This window comes from Mangrovivirga halotolerans, from assembly GCF_026241165.1.
In the GTDB taxonomy this organism is placed as follows: domain Bacteria; phylum Bacteroidota; class Bacteroidia; order Cytophagales; family Cyclobacteriaceae; genus Mangrovivirga; species Mangrovivirga halotolerans.
Genome location: NZ_JAPFQN010000002.1, coordinates 147,016 through 161,051, shown reverse-complemented (window position 1 = coordinate 161,051; position 14,036 = coordinate 147,016). Strand labels below are relative to the sequence as shown.

Annotated in this window: 12 protein-coding genes; 5 read left to right on the top strand and 7 right to left on the bottom strand. The window is 34.9% G+C overall.

Features of this window, described 5'->3' with window-relative positions; translation table 11 throughout:
* Positions 1 to 137: 137 nt before the first annotated feature.
* From OO013_RS01945 to OO013_RS20235, 3 genes are all read right to left on the bottom strand, one after another.
* Positions 138 to 488: a hypothetical protein gene (locus OO013_RS01945; RefSeq protein WP_266054888.1), complete on the bottom strand. Its 351-nt coding sequence runs from the start codon at positions 486 to 488 to the stop codon at positions 138 to 140.
* Between the two features lie 109 nt (positions 489 to 597).
* Positions 598 to 2,490: a hypothetical protein gene (locus OO013_RS01940; RefSeq protein WP_266054886.1), complete on the bottom strand. Its 1,893-nt coding sequence runs from the start codon at positions 2,488 to 2,490 to the stop codon at positions 598 to 600.
* 565 nt (positions 2,491 to 3,055) lie between these two features.
* Positions 3,056 to 4,126, bottom strand: coding sequence for a helix-turn-helix domain-containing protein (locus tag OO013_RS20235; protein ID WP_266054885.1), 1,071 nt, complete (start codon positions 4,124 to 4,126; stop codon positions 3,056 to 3,058).
* 214 nt (positions 4,127 to 4,340) lie between these two features.
* Between OO013_RS20235 and OO013_RS01930 the strand changes: the two genes are divergently transcribed.
* The gene (locus OO013_RS01930; protein ID WP_266054883.1) at positions 4,341 to 6,152 is read left to right on the top strand and encodes a sodium:solute symporter family protein; all 1,812 of its coding nucleotides are present in this window, start codon (positions 4,341 to 4,343) and stop codon (positions 6,150 to 6,152) included.
* Here the strand turns inward: OO013_RS01930 and OO013_RS01925 are convergent, their stop codons facing one another.
* Positions 6,153 to 6,887, bottom strand: coding sequence for a class I SAM-dependent methyltransferase (locus OO013_RS01925; protein WP_266054882.1), 735 nt, complete (start codon positions 6,885 to 6,887; stop codon positions 6,153 to 6,155).
* A 227-nt stretch (positions 6,888 to 7,114) separates the two neighbouring features.
* Between OO013_RS01925 and OO013_RS01920 the strand changes: the two genes are divergently transcribed.
* Positions 7,115 to 8,002 carry a tryptophan 2,3-dioxygenase family protein gene (locus tag OO013_RS01920; RefSeq protein WP_266054881.1) on the top strand — a complete coding sequence of 296 codons (888 nt, stop codon included), beginning with the start codon at positions 7,115 to 7,117 and terminating at the stop codon, positions 8,000 to 8,002.
* On the opposite strand, the gene cls is transcribed toward OO013_RS01920, so the two are convergent.
* Positions 8,003 to 9,475: a cardiolipin synthase gene (cls, locus tag OO013_RS01915; protein ID WP_266054880.1), complete on the bottom strand. Its 1,473-nt coding sequence runs from the start codon at positions 9,473 to 9,475 to the stop codon at positions 8,003 to 8,005.
* Positions 9,476 to 9,605: 130 nt separating this feature from the next.
* On the opposite strand from cls, the gene OO013_RS01910 reads away from it, so the two are divergent.
* Both OO013_RS01910 and OO013_RS01905 read left to right on the top strand, forming a co-directional pair.
* Positions 9,606 to 10,196, top strand: coding sequence for a DJ-1/PfpI family protein (locus tag OO013_RS01910; RefSeq protein WP_266054879.1), 591 nt, complete (start codon positions 9,606 to 9,608; stop codon positions 10,194 to 10,196).
* Positions 10,193 to 11,005, top strand: coding sequence for a PhzF family phenazine biosynthesis protein (locus OO013_RS01905; protein WP_266054878.1), 813 nt, complete (start codon positions 10,193 to 10,195; stop codon positions 11,003 to 11,005). Before OO013_RS01910 ends, OO013_RS01905 begins: the two co-directional genes overlap by 4 nt.
* Before the next feature lie 61 nt (positions 11,006 to 11,066).
* Here OO013_RS01905 and OO013_RS01900 read toward each other — a convergent pair whose 3' ends face one another.
* Positions 11,067 to 11,936 carry a sigma-70 family RNA polymerase sigma factor gene (locus tag OO013_RS01900; protein ID WP_137090203.1) on the bottom strand — a complete coding sequence of 290 codons (870 nt, stop codon included), beginning with the start codon at positions 11,934 to 11,936 and terminating at the stop codon, positions 11,067 to 11,069.
* A 342-nt stretch (positions 11,937 to 12,278) separates the two neighbouring features.
* Complete coding sequence (locus tag OO013_RS01895; RefSeq protein WP_266054876.1) at positions 12,279 to 12,920, bottom strand: phosphoribosyltransferase; 642 nt, start codon at positions 12,918 to 12,920, stop codon at positions 12,279 to 12,281.
* Between the two features lie 79 nt (positions 12,921 to 12,999).
* Between OO013_RS01895 and OO013_RS01890 the strand changes: the two genes are divergently transcribed.
* Positions 13,000 to 14,022 carry a zinc-binding dehydrogenase gene (locus OO013_RS01890; protein ID WP_266054874.1) on the top strand — a complete coding sequence of 341 codons (1,023 nt, stop codon included), beginning with the start codon at positions 13,000 to 13,002 and terminating at the stop codon, positions 14,020 to 14,022.
* Positions 14,023 to 14,036 lie beyond the last annotated feature (14 nt).

The window sequence follows — 14,036 nt, the reverse complement described above, 5'->3', positions numbered from 1 at the left end:
TGATTAACAATGCACTAAAATAATTAATTCTTTTGTGCCTTGAGTCAAACCAACTAATAATTAATGGCACAACAAAATAAACTATTATTAATAAAAAAGGAATTATGTTGTTAATACTCAGGCTTATGAGGTCCATTTCATTTTTTAGCTATAATGCCTTTAATAATTAAAAGCATTCCTATAATAAGTGGTGAATACATAATAATGGAATATGGGCTATTTAAATGGATATCCTGATAGATCATGAATGACGTTATTAGGCCTGAAAAAAACAGTATAATACCCCACAGAAGTATTCTATTAGCTTTTTTGTTTTCAACATCTGTCTGGGCCTTCTTCTTAATTTGGGCGTCAATATACTTTATTATCGCTCTTACTTCATCTTCAGGTAATCCTTTGGACTCCATATCTTTTTTTATGAGATCGATATGAGAACCTGGCTTTTTCAATTCAGCCATGTAAATATCAATGATCCTAGCTCTACTCATAATCCACTTTTGTTAAATCCCTATAGTAATTTAATTCTATATTTTCTTTATTAAAAGAATTTTGGAGGCTTAATACCTTTGTATGTAATAAGTTAATACAGGTATTCAATTACATGTTTTGATCATTACATGTTTCGCAATAAATATTGTTGAGGAACTCACTGTTTCTTAATTGGAAGCTCGCCCCGCCTTGGGACTTTGAATTAAAAAACTGACAGAAACGTTCTTTATTTCGAGCAATTGCTTTCCTGACAAGCTGTTTCGAGTTGTCATTAAATGTAAGTCCGCTTTCTACGAAGTATAGTCTCAAATAATAAAATAATATATCTTCTGATACACCAAATTTGTTTACTTCCGGAGTAAGAATATTTATGGCAGTCTCAAATTCACTATTGAAAGAAAGAAATTTTGATATGCTAAATATTTCATCTTCATTTAGAGATGAGTTTCTATAATATGCAAGTATTTTTTTTATAGCATCCCGCTTCAGGTCATACTCATTATTCAGTATATGATATTGAACCAAAACCAAATAATAATTAATTTTTAATCTTGCCAGTAATGTTTCATCAAGAGGCGTGCTATTTAAACTTTGAATTTGATCATAAAGGACTTTATCGTAATTAAATGTAGAATCTCCATTTGCCCATTCTTCTATTCTAAGTGAGAGTAAATTGTATTTTATTTTCCAACTATCAGGAGTGAACTTTTCTATCTCTTCAAACTTCTCAATAATTTTTTTGCGATTACTTATTTTATAATCCAGTTCAAATAGTAACAAATTATTAAACAATGGTCCGAATTCAGATTTTTCTGGTATTTCAAGTAAATTAATGAACCTTGCAGGTAATTGACGATCTTTAATTTCTTTGAAAATATGTTTCTGGATCTTTATAGCCTTATCTAAATCCTCATCTCTGATGCTTTCATCAAATACTGATATTAATAGATCGGGATTCTTTAATATAGATTTTCTTAGTCTGAGATCAAGTTTAATTTCAGCATACCTTTGTTTAGCTAATAATGGCTCAATTTTATTTAATAATATCTTGTCAGTAAATAGCTTATTCTTTACTTCTTCTTTAGATAAATTTCTCAAAAATTCGAATTCTGTATTTCTTATTGATCTGGCAAATTGACTCCAGTTTTCAGATGTTTTTATATGGGGCTTTATTTTGTTTGTCTGATATTTTTCCAGCGCTTTAATAATGCTTTTTGCCCTGGCGAACTGCAGATAATCATTTTCTTTTACAGTACCTTCTACTGATGAATAAGCTTTGATCCAAATATCTGTTATTTCATAATCTGTTACATTAAGCGAATCGTAAAGAGGCTTTATATCTGTTGAATCATAAGTAGATTTGTTTTTATTAAATGGGATTTTAAAGGTGATGGATTTTTCAAAAAAGCGATCAGAAAATTCCTCCTGCTGTCGGGGAATAGTATCCCAATAGAGTCCTGTGTTGAGTAATGCCCAACTTTCCATTTCTAAACCTGCGGTTGATTCATAGCTGCATAGTGCCTTTTTTTGTAGAACCAATAAATTACATTCCACATTTTCAGGCTCAAACGAATAAGGTAAAAAACCGATATTTACCGCTACGGTGTTCAGTTCAGTTAAAACATAGTATTTCAATAATTCATTTTTAAAAACAGGATCCAGTAATAAGCCCCGGTTAGGCCATGCGCTTAGTAATTCATTATTATCTATGCAACTATATTGGTTCTTATCGATGATGTCTACTGCAACTCCATCAAATGAATCGTCAAAAAGTTTTTTGAAATGTTTTTCACTTGGAAAGGTTAATATTATTTGCCTGTCAAGAACTACAATATCAAATCTTATGTCTCTGGGAAATGAAGTGACTATATTATTGTATTCTTTACACCGGTCACCAAATAGGCTTTTAGGCCCTTTTATTTTGTTTCTGTAGTCACTTTGCTGGCTAAAAATTACTGTATGAAACAAGCAAAATGTTGCTAATAATAAAATTTTATTCATCGGTTAAAAAAGGTTGATAATTGGTCATTACCAGTTTGTTACTTCTGATGGCCCTGCTCTGTTCATAGTTTAAAAAAGTAGCAAACTCGGACGAAGATAATTTTATCTTTTTTTAATACAAAATATTTTTTTAAAAACCTTCATGAAGAATACCATTAGCAGGAGAATGATGATGCTCTTTTGCTTACAATGCTTAATAAAATAGCTCCCTGATGATTTTTAATGATAATTGACCAAAATATCTTTGATATAATAATTTAAAATGACTTTGGAAATATAGATACTTCTGGTGCCTGGCAGATCAGGTTAATAAACCTATAGGTGATTAATTAAAGTAGTTCGGAACCTGTTCTATCTTCATCTTTACTCAAACTTATGAATAATGCATTGCCAATTATGTAATCCTCATATATGAATTTATCAAATCTTGAGTCAAATGCCTTATTACGATTATTTTTTAGAGAAAAGTATATTTTTATTTGAAAGGTTTTACCAAAATAAATCTGCAAGTAAATGTTTTGTCTATAGGAAAAGTATTTGAAGGCAACTTAATAGTATTTTAAGTCTAATTAGATTTATCAGGATTAAAATAATTGGTTGGAGAACTGCCTTTAATATCTTTGAAAGCCTGGTTGAAGGTTAATTTTGAACTAAAGCCTGAATCCATTGCTATTCCAAGCAATGTTTTATTATCGAGTTCTCCGCTTTCTATTTTTTTTATCACTTCATTTATTCTTAGAGTATTAACATAATTCATGAAATCCATTCCATGATATGTACTGATCATTTCTAATAAATGTTGTGCGGAAATATTTAGTTGACTTGCAGCTTTTTCTATTGTTAGCTGTTGCTGTTGATAAAGCTTTTTCTCAACAAATAATTTATGAATTCGTTCAGCTTCTGTTCTGGATTCACTGGCATTGTCACTATATGATGTTTTTCTGGTTAAAAGAGGTGGAAGTGAAAAAAAATCAGGATTGAAAAGCGCAATGTAACTCAATATAAAAATAAGTATACATAGAATGATAATTGTATATGAGAAAGCAGGTAAATGAATAATTGCTTCTAAAAACCAGAGGATCGTTATTAATAAAAATGCGATGAAAAAAGAGAAGATCTTAACCAGGTGTTTTTTTGCTTTTTCTCCTGGTAAAAACTGAATAGAATTTCTTAATCTTTTAATATCTAGCCCCACTACTGCTAAAGCGACCACCATAGCCAAAAGGGGTAGGATTTCAGTAAACCAAAACCAGCCAGGATTATTAATAAGACTATACGAAGTATTAAGATATTTATTTGAATAAAAAGATGTTAATTCAAATCCTATTTCAATTATTGCCGGTATAAAAAGAGTCAGATGCCAAAACCTTATTTTAAATCTCGCTTTGGTAGATAACTCGCCAAAAAGATATAATGAAGGCGGCAAAACCAGGTAGGATGAAAATATCCAAAAAGGAAAAATATCCTGAACATTGGTTGTATTTGTTTTTACAGCCCAAATAGTTAGAATTTCTAGTGAGATAATTAAGGTAACCAACCCAAGAAAAAAGTTTTGCTTTTTACTAATCACACCGCTAATAACCAGGGCAAGACTTAGCAAAAGGCCTTGACCTGCAGAAATGAGTAGTATGATCACCAGTAAATCCATTTCGAGTCAGATATCAGAATGTTGCTGACAAGTTAGTTTATCATTTAGTAAAAATTAAACAATTCATTAATTCCCATCTTTTTTAAAATCAGATTTTAAAGTTTTTATTTGAAATATTTCCAACTCAGCACCCGGGATTGTCATATCTATTTATATATTTAGCTTTTGTTTTAACCCGAAAAACATTTTGAGGAGATAGCTTATGGAACTCGAATGGATAGACTGGCTTTCGGTCGCATTATTTTTTATTGTTTCCCTGGCCATCGGGGTATGGTTTGCAAAGTCAGCAGGTAAAAGTGCCAAAGACTTCTTTTTATCCGGAAGAAATATGCCGTGGTGGCTATTGGGTATTTCAATGGTGGCAACTACCTTTTCAGCAGATACACCAAACCTGGTTACAGAAATTGTAAGAAAAGACGGAGTAGCAGGAAACTGGACCTGGTGGGCTTTTCTTCTCACTGGCATGCTGACCGTTTTTATTTATGCTGCTTTATGGCGTAAATCAGAAGTTGTAACTGATCTTGAGTTTTACGAATTACGATATAGTGGAAAGGCCGCTGCCTTCCTCAGAGCATTCAGAGCAGTATATCTCGGGGTGTTCTTTAATGTGATGATCATGGCAACTGTGTGCCTTGCCGCAGCTAAAATGGGTAATGTATTACTAGGACTTTCTAAGGGAGAAACACTGATCATTGCCGGTGTGGTTACAGTTATCTATTCATCACTTGGAGGACTAAAAGGTGTTTTGGTAACCGATTTTATCCAGTTTATCATAGCTATGGCAGGATCAGTATGGGCTGCAATGATCATTGTCGATCTACCTGAAGTGGGAGGGTTATCAAATATGATATCTAGTCCTGCACTTACAGGTAAGCTGGATTTTATTCCCGATCCTACCGATCTAAATGTTTTTGTACCATTATTTCTAATTCCAATAGCGGTTCAATGGTGGAACGTATGGTATCCCGGTGCTGAACCCGGAGGCGGAGGTTATATCGTACAAAGGATGCTTTCTGCCAAAGATGAAAATAATGCAGTTGGAGCGACATTGTTTTTTAATATTACGCATTACGCTTTAAGACCATGGCCATGGATTTTGATCGGACTAGCGTCTTTACTGGTTTATCCTGACCTGGCTTCTCTACAAACTGCTTTTCCGGAAGTGGATAAATCAATAATCGGGCACGATTTGGCATATCCTGCCATGCTTACTTATTTACCTCATGGATTGCTTGGTGTAGTTGTAGCCTCGCTGATCGCAGCTTTTATGTCGACTATTTCAACTCATTTAAACTGGGGTTCGTCTTATGTGGTCTATGATTTTTATCAACGTTTTATTAAGCCTGAAGCAGAGGAAAAAGAATTAGTGCTTGTAGGGCGGATTTCTACAGTTGTATTAATGGTTCTTGCAATGTTATTTGCTTTGGTTCTGGAAAGTGCCCTTGAAGCTTTTCAAATTTTATTAACTATTGGTGCAGGCACTGGATTGATATTCATCTTAAGATGGTTTTGGTGGAGAATTAATGCATGGTCAGAGATCACTGGAATGGTGGTATCTTTCATCGTTGCTATATATTTTAATGTTATACACAAAAAATTCTTCCCGGATCTTGAAGCTTACGAAGTTCTGTTGATCAGTATTGCAATTACAACTGTTGCCTGGCTGACAGTTACTTTTCTTACAAGGCCAACTGATGAAGAAAAGCTAGTGAATTTTGTTAAAAAGATTAATCCTGGAGGGATAGGATGGAAAAGAATCTATCGCAAGATCTCTTTAGCAAAAGAAATACATTTTCAAACCGGCGAAATGTACAATAAGAGTAAAATCCCACTAGGTCTGGCAGGAATGCTTACTGGTACATTTTCTGTTTATTCAGCCTTGTTTGCAGTTGGATACTGGTTATATAGTGAAGTTTATTTAGCTTCCTTAATGACAGTGATTTCAGTATTGTCCTTTTTCCTGATGTTCAGGATATGGGGAGCTCTGAGAAAGATTTATAATTCAGAAAGATAATCAGAATGAAAGTTTACCTGCACGCATAAATATCTTTTGCTTTATTGCGTAGCTCTCTTCTTTTAGATTATTTTTTAGAAAACCCAAAGGATCAGTTCCGATGGAACTTTTGTAATTTTTTACCGCTGACCAGGTGGAAATGTAACCCAGGAGTTGTTTGCGTGAATAATGAGCATGGATCTCAAGTTCAGGAGATTCGAATTCATTGATGGGTAAATCAAAATCACGATATCCATTATCAACATACTTTCTTTCTTCAGGCCAGTAAGGTCCAATGAGGTCGTGATAAAACTCATCAATATATTTTTGATCTGGCGATTGAAGATCGATCAGATTATAACCCCAGGCAGCAAAGATCGCATCTTCGGTAGCTACCCTTTTGACCTGCTCAAAGAATTTATCAGTGTCTAACCAGTGCAGAGCCTGGGCGATAACAATCAGGTCAATGCTTTCTCCCGGCCATAGAGATTCTTCTGCTCTACCTATTTTGTAAACAATGTTATCATGTTCAAGGGAGTGCTCAATTTGTTGCTCACTAATATCGTTCGCGTAAACAGTAGAAAATTGCTTAGCCAATTCATAAGCTACCTGGCCATTTCCGCATGCTGCATCCCATGCACGGTAGAAGCCGGTACAATGTTCATAGAGCCATTTGTAAAGTTCCTGTGGGTACTTTGGTCTGTATTTGGCATATTCAGCTGCAAACTCGGAAAAATGATCTTGTTGTTCTTTCATAAAATGATTGACCAGGATTTTATATTTGTAGTGAAATTAATAAGAATTATTTCTTACTTACTCAAATCTTAAGTTAATTATTTAAAACTTTTTTCTAAAGACCTATTTAATCGAAAATTATGATATAAAGGACATTTTATGCATTTCAGGTCATTTTTTGGTAAAAAGAGCCTATACTTTCCTAACTTTCGACCGACAACATTAATGACCCCTAAGAAATATATTAGATGAAAGACGAGATCCTTAAACGCCTTCAGAAAAAGTATGACGATATAAACCAGCCTGCTGATGCTTATCTGGAAGGGTTATATCATGCTAAACCTATAAATTATTGGGATTATATCCAGGTTGATACGCTTCTTACTTTACAGAAAACCAGAACTGATTTTCACGATGAAAAAATATTCATTGTGTATCACCAAGTCACTGAATTAGTTCTTAATCTGATAATTCACGAACTGGAAAAACTCACATCTGGGGAGATTCCTGAAGAGGAAGAATTGGATATTCGCATGAACAGGTGTGTGAATTATGCCGATATGTTAATTAATAGTTTTAGTGTGATGAGTAAGGGGATGTCTTATGAAGAGTACAATCAATTTCGCATGACTTTGACTCCGGCTAGTGGTTTTCAGTCTGTACAGTTCAGGTTAGTAGAATTTTATTGTACTGATATCGAGAACTTGATGAAGCCCGAGGATAAAAAGAAGCTAAATGGAGGTGAGTCGATCAGTGATAAATTTGAATATCTATATTGGCAAAGGGCAGGTAAGAATCCTAAGACCGGCGAAAAAAGCCTGACTCTTCAAAATTTTGAAGATAAGTATAAAGGTGAAATGGTTTCGCTTGCAGAGAAAATGCGGGAAAACAATTTAAATAAGCGGTTAAAAACAATAGAAAAAGAGAAAGGATTATCTCCGAAATTATTAGAAACCGTAAAAGCATTTGAAAAGAAATTCAATTACGACTGGCCAATGGTACACCTTGAAACAGCCAGGTTTTATCTGACGGGTAGTCCTAAAAAAGAAGCAACCGGAGGTAGTGACTGGGAGAAGTATTTACATCCAGACTATCAGCAACGCAGGTATTTTCCGGAATTTACCATTGAAAAATAATCACATTAACGGACTGATCATTCTGCAAACTCCTTCAAGGATTTTCTGACTGGTCGGTCTGTTTTTGAATGCAACAGGATCGATCTTTTCACTTTCTTCAAGATCTGATTTGAAGTTTTTAGATAACGTTGAGGCTACTTTCTCATCATAAATAAAGGCGTTTACTTCAAAGTTCTTTTCAAAACTTCTCTCATCCATATTCGCTGTCCCCACTGAAGAAAATATTCCGTCAACTACCAGAACTTTTCCGTGGTTGAATCCTTTATTGTAAATGTAAACTTCCACACCAGCATAGATTAGGCGGCTTGCAAAATTAAGAGAAGTATAATAAAGAGTTTTATGATCAGGCATTCCTGGAAGAAGTAAAACAACTTTTACTCCACTTAGGACAGCTGTTTCTAATGCCGTAATGATGGGTTCATTAGGCACGAAGTATGGTGTTGAAATGTAAATATGATCTCTTGCTGTGGTAATTGCAGTAAAATATGCCTGCATAATTGCCACTTCTCTTGAGTCAGGACCAGAAGCAGTGATCTGGACGAAAGTATCGGATTCTGTTCTAAGCTTAGGGAAATATTCATGGCCATCGAATACTCTGTTACAAACAAATCTCCAGTCTTGTAAAAATACAGATTGAAGGCAAGTTGCGGCCTCTCCAGTTAGTTTGATGTGTGTGTCTCTCCAGAAGCCAGTGTCCTTTTTGATTTTTGAATAGCGCTCAGCGATATTTAAACCGCCGGTAAATCCGACTTTACCATCTACAATTAATATCTTTCGGTGATTGCGATAATTTAATCGGGTCGTAAGTAAAGGAAATCTTACAGGCATAAAAATCTCTACCTCGATACCGGAATTTCTTAGTAGCCTTATGGTCTTTTTGGATAATCCCCAGGACCCAATTCCATCAAAAATACATCTGATAGCAATTCCTTCTTTTGCTTTCTCAAGTAGAATTTTAATAAAATCCTGCCCTATATCATCTTCTTCAAATGAATAGAAGCACATATGGATGTGGTGTTTGGCACCTTTTATTGCTTCTAGCATGGAAGGGAAAGTAGCGGCCCCATTTTCAAGAATCTCAGTACAATTACTTTTTGTCAGCATAGCTTTATTAGCTGCAGCTGCAAGTTTCATGATCTTGTTAAAAGGAAAATACTTTTCATCTTGTGCAAGAATATCTGTTCCTGATAGGTCAATATCCGAAACTTGCTCGATGATTTTATTTGAATCTTCTCTTGATTTAGCGGTAAATAGCTTTTCTTTCCTGAAATTTCGTCCATACCGCAGGTATAGTAAAATACCTATTAATGGTAAGAAAAGGACAATGAGCATCCATGAGATCGACTTTGTGGGATTTTTCCCTTCAAGAATAATTACGGTAACAGTAAATGCCAGTGTTAATCCATAAAACACTAAAAAAATAGCAGCTAGTATTTCCGTTGTCAGAGGGCCTAAAAAAGCAGATATTTCCATTTATTAAAAAATACCATTTTAATTATTCTAATCTAACGCTTTATAACTGTGATTTCGAAGATTTTTGTTATTAAATTAAATGAATAAAATCAGGAAGTGATTAATTGCCATTATTAAAAACTCTATAAATATGACTGTAGGTTTTTTCATTTATGATAATATGGAACTCATGGATTTTGCAGGTCCGTGGGAAGTATTGTCTGTTGCTGCAGAACTTGTCAAAGATAAACATTCATTAAAGCTCTATTCATTTGCGGATGTCAGCCGTCCGGTCAATACGATTAATGGAGTCACAATTACTCCTGATTTCGTAATTGATGAAATTCCGGATACGAATTTATTGATCATCCCGGGTGGAAATGGGTCAAAAAGAATTATTGACCAGGATCACATAATGAATAGGCTGAAAGAAATTATTTCTTTTACCGAATTGACAGCTACAGTATGTAGTGGTGCCAGGATCGCAGCATCTTTAGGGTTATTAAAAGAAAAAAAATTCACTACCCATTATTCTGTTTTTGACGATGTATTGAAAATAGAACCAACTGCAAACCCTGATTTTGATAACCGATTCATGCATGATGACAGAATTGTAACTTCGGCTGGAGTTTCAGCTGGTATTGATATGGCTATTTATCTTGTTTCCACTATTTTTGATGATGAAGTAGCTCAAAAAACAGCTAGGTTTATAGAGTACCCATATTATATTTATAACACATGATGAAAAAAAACTCCTATAATTATTACCAGGTTGATGCTTTTGCAGAAAAGATTTTTGAAGGAAATCCGGCAGCTGTGGTGCCTTTGGATTTCTGGTTTGATGATGAGGTAATGCAAAGTATCGCGAAGGAAAATAATCTTTCTGAAACTGCTTTTTTTATTCCAATTAATGCCGAAGAAAATGAATACCAATTGAGATGGTTCACACCTGAAGTTGAAGTTAATTTATGTGGCCATGCTACTTTGGCTTCAGCATTTGTGCTTTTCAATATCATGGAGATGCCGGGTGATTCCATTAGGTTTCAGTCGAGATCAGGAATGCTTGAAGTTAAAAGAAAAGGAGAGTTGTATTGGCTTGATTTCCCAAAGATGGGGTATGATGAGGCAGAAGTTAGTCCGACAATAGTAGAATCAATGGGAATCGCTCCATTAAAGGTTTACACTTCTGAGGATGACTGGCTGTTTCTGTATCAATCAGAAGAACAGGTTAGGTCTTTAAAACCAAACATGGAAATGCTTAAAGAATTTCCAGCCAGGGGTGTGATAGCAACTTCTGTTTCTGAAGAATTTGATGCTGTCTCAAGATTTTTTGCTCCTTCTGTTGGGATTGATGAAGATTACGTAACAGGATCTTCATTTACAAAATTAATTCCTTTCTGGTCTGAAAAGTTAAATAAGGAAGAGCTACATTTCTATCAGGCTTCGAGCAGGGGAGGAGTAGTCTTCGGAAATATTAAAGGAGAAAGAGTTGATATTGGGGGAAAGGCTAAATTATTTTCGAAGGGAAAATTTTATATAAATGGAGATTAAATAATTTAAAAATAAAAAAGCCGGCTTGTGCCGGCTTTTAATATATATTTCCAATAAGTAATTATCTTCCCAGATAAGCGATAAGATTTCTCGCTGCAGGGCTTTTAGACAGTTTTCGAATGGCTTTTTCCTTAATCTGTCTTACACGTTCACGTGAAAGACCAAGGTTTTCACCGATGTCTTCCAAAGTCAAACTTTGTTGTCTTCCGATACCGAAAAACTGACGGATAACTTCTCTTTCTTTTTCAGATAATATTGACAAGACTCTTTCAACCTCTGATTTCAATGAATCCTGGTGGATAAGATCATTATCAACCTGGTTGGCATCTTCATTTTCAAGCACGTCAAGAAGAGAACTGCTTTCTCCTTCTTCAAACGGCTTATCCATAGATACCGATTTAGTTAATGACTTCAAAGTGTCCTGCACCTGATCAACATCCATTTCAAGAACGTTAGCCAACTCTTGAGGAGTAGGTTCACGGTCAAATTTCTGTTGTAATTCAGCTGCAGCCTGATCAATTTTAGAGAGTGTACCGATTTTGTTTGCTGGAAGCCTGATCATTCGAGACTGCTCTGCCAAAGCCTGGATAATCGATTGCCTGATCCACCACACTGCATACGAAATGAATTTGAATCCCCGGGTTTCATCAAATTTTTTGGCTGCTTTAATTAGCCCTACATTACCCTCATTAATCAAATCATTCAAAGGAATTTTAGTGTGCTGATATTGCTTGGCAACCGAAACAACGAATCTTAAATTAGCCTTAATTAATTTAGCTAACGCTACTTGATCACCTTGTTTTATTCGCTGGGCTAGCATTACTTCCTCTTCTGGTGTAAGCATTTCTTCTTTTGAAATTTCGAAGAAGTACTTCTCAAGGGTTTTACTATCCCTGTTGGTAATCGTTTGCGTAATTTTAAGTTGTCTCATATTATATAAGCTTGAAAATCAGTAGTTTTTATTTTAAAACCTTTAACTCAAACGTCAATGGTATATATATGTTGCAATAATTTGCAATACTATTTTTTTTATTCTTACATCAATAAATTATCAGCAATGCTGATCAAATGAAGGAGCTAACGTGATGAATTTGTAAACGTAGGTGGTTAAATTTAATGTAAAGTCGCAAGTATTTTAAACGTATAACCATGTGATAATGTTTCAAATTTCATCCTTTTGCGGATACTTCGGCTGCTAACCCGGGGGTCAAAAGTCGAAATTAACCGCAAAACTAATCTTATTTTTCATAAAACCAAAATTCAAACTTTATTTTTAGAAAATTGTTTTCTGATGATCGATGTTTTTTGAATGACGAATCAAATTATCGATAACAGATAAGCTACATGTCTTGAAATTTTCATAATATGTCGATACAAATCTGAATTCTGGAGGTTGTAATAATGAAATTAGATTGTCTACTTTATCCTCAATTTTATTCAATCCTATAGGTGAGCCGACAGGTACCGCTACAGTTATACTCTTAGGATCATACTTTTTCACATATTCAATAGCTGACAGTGCTGTTGCACCTGAAGCAATGCCATCATCGACAATGATTACATCTTTATTACTAAATGATTGAGTTCCTATGGACAGCGAATAATATTCCGCTGAATTTGCTAAATCTCTTTCAATTATCTTACATTGAGTGTCAAGGTATTTTTTACTTATACCGTGATGGGCAAAAAGCTTAACTGAGGATTGATTTACTGCACCAACTGCATACTTCTTATTTACGGGGTGTGGTATCCGCTTTACAAGCACAAAGCCAAGGGGGGTATGAAGCGCTTTGCTTAATACATGAGCTATTACCATTCCTCCATTGGGAATTCCTACCACCAGAGTATCTTTTGTTACTCTGTCATGCAAGGATGGGTATAAAGCTAAAGCGGCATCAATTCTATCCTCGAACATTATTTTTCATTTAGTTAATGATAATAACAATTTATTTATACTTAGTCAAGAAAAAATATAATTATATATTGAAAAAGTTATGAAAAAGACATCTTGGAAAGTAACTCCTAAGGCCGGGAATATGAAGAGGTTAAAAATTATAGATGAAGAAATTGGCCCTTTGAGCGAAAATGAAGTCAGAATTAAAAACAGGGCTATCGGCCTAAATTTTGCAGATATTTTTGCCATATTCGGGCTTTACAGTGCAACGCCTGAGGGTGAATTTATTCCCGGACTTGAATTCTGTGGTGAGATAGTTGAGGTGGGGAGTAAAGTTATTGATTATAAAACAGGAGACCGTGTCATGGGATCCTCCAGGTTTGGGGCGTACACTTCTTTGATAAATATTGATCAGAGATATGTGTTAAAACTACCAGATAACTGGTCATTTGAAGAAGGCGCCGGATTTATTGTCCAGGCATTAACTGCCTATTATGCATTGGTAGAGCTGGGCAATGCAAAAACAGGTCAGAATGTTCTAATTCATTCGGCTGCCGGAGGGGTAGGGCTGATGGCAAACAGAATAGCCAAAAAGTTTGGACTTTATACAATTGGAACAGTTGGTAGTGAGTCTAAAATTGACCTTCTGCAAAAGGAAGGATATGATAAATATATCGTAAGAGATAAAAAGTTTGGTCAAAGGCTTAATGAGGCATTAGACGGACGCCCTTTAAATATCATACTTGAGTGTATTGGGGGTAAAATCTTTAAGCAAGGATATAATCAATTAGCTAAACAGGGGCGTCATGTTATTTATGGATCAGCCAGGTATGCACATCCAGGAAAGTCACCAAATTACCTTTATTTGATATGGAAATATCTCACGAGACCGAAGATAGATCCGCAAAAAATGATCGAGGAAAATAAATCGCTTATGGGATTTAACCTGATCTGGTTATATGAGCAGGTTGATGAACTCATGGCAATGCTCAAAAAGATCGAAGCTATGAATTTGGAACCACCTTTTATCGGGCACACGTTTAAATTTGAAGAGTTGGTAGATGCCCTGGAATTATTCCAGTCGGGGAAAACTACTGGTAAAGTAGTTATTACTCTAAATTAGTTTATTGTAAATAA

Coding starts and splice junctions, on each gene's coding strand:
- OO013_RS01920 (WP_266054881.1), top strand. CDS start 7,115: ATGAAAGACGAGATCCTTAAACGCCTTCAGAAAAAGTATGACGATATA.
- OO013_RS01940 (WP_266054886.1), bottom strand. CDS start 2,490: ATGAATAAAATTTTATTATTAGCAACATTTTGCTTGTTTCATACAGTA.
- OO013_RS01925 (WP_266054882.1), bottom strand. CDS start 6,887: ATGAAAGAACAACAAGATCATTTTTCCGAGTTTGCAGCTGAATATGCC.
- OO013_RS01895 (WP_266054876.1), bottom strand. CDS start 12,920: ATGTTCGAGGATAGAATTGATGCCGCTTTAGCTTTATACCCATCCTTG.
- OO013_RS01900 (WP_137090203.1), bottom strand. CDS start 11,936: ATGAGACAACTTAAAATTACGCAAACGATTACCAACAGGGATAGTAAA.
- OO013_RS01910 (WP_266054879.1), top strand. CDS start 9,606: ATGACTGTAGGTTTTTTCATTTATGATAATATGGAACTCATGGATTTT.
- OO013_RS01905 (WP_266054878.1), top strand. CDS start 10,193: ATGATGAAAAAAAACTCCTATAATTATTACCAGGTTGATGCTTTTGCA.
- OO013_RS01890 (WP_266054874.1), top strand. CDS start 13,000: ATGAAAAAGACATCTTGGAAAGTAACTCCTAAGGCCGGGAATATGAAG.
- OO013_RS01930 (WP_266054883.1), top strand. CDS start 4,341: ATGGAACTCGAATGGATAGACTGGCTTTCGGTCGCATTATTTTTTATT.
- OO013_RS01945 (WP_266054888.1), bottom strand. CDS start 488: ATGAGTAGAGCTAGGATCATTGATATTTACATGGCTGAATTGAAAAAG.
- cls (WP_266054880.1), bottom strand. CDS start 9,475: ATGGAAATATCTGCTTTTTTAGGCCCTCTGACAACGGAAATACTAGCT.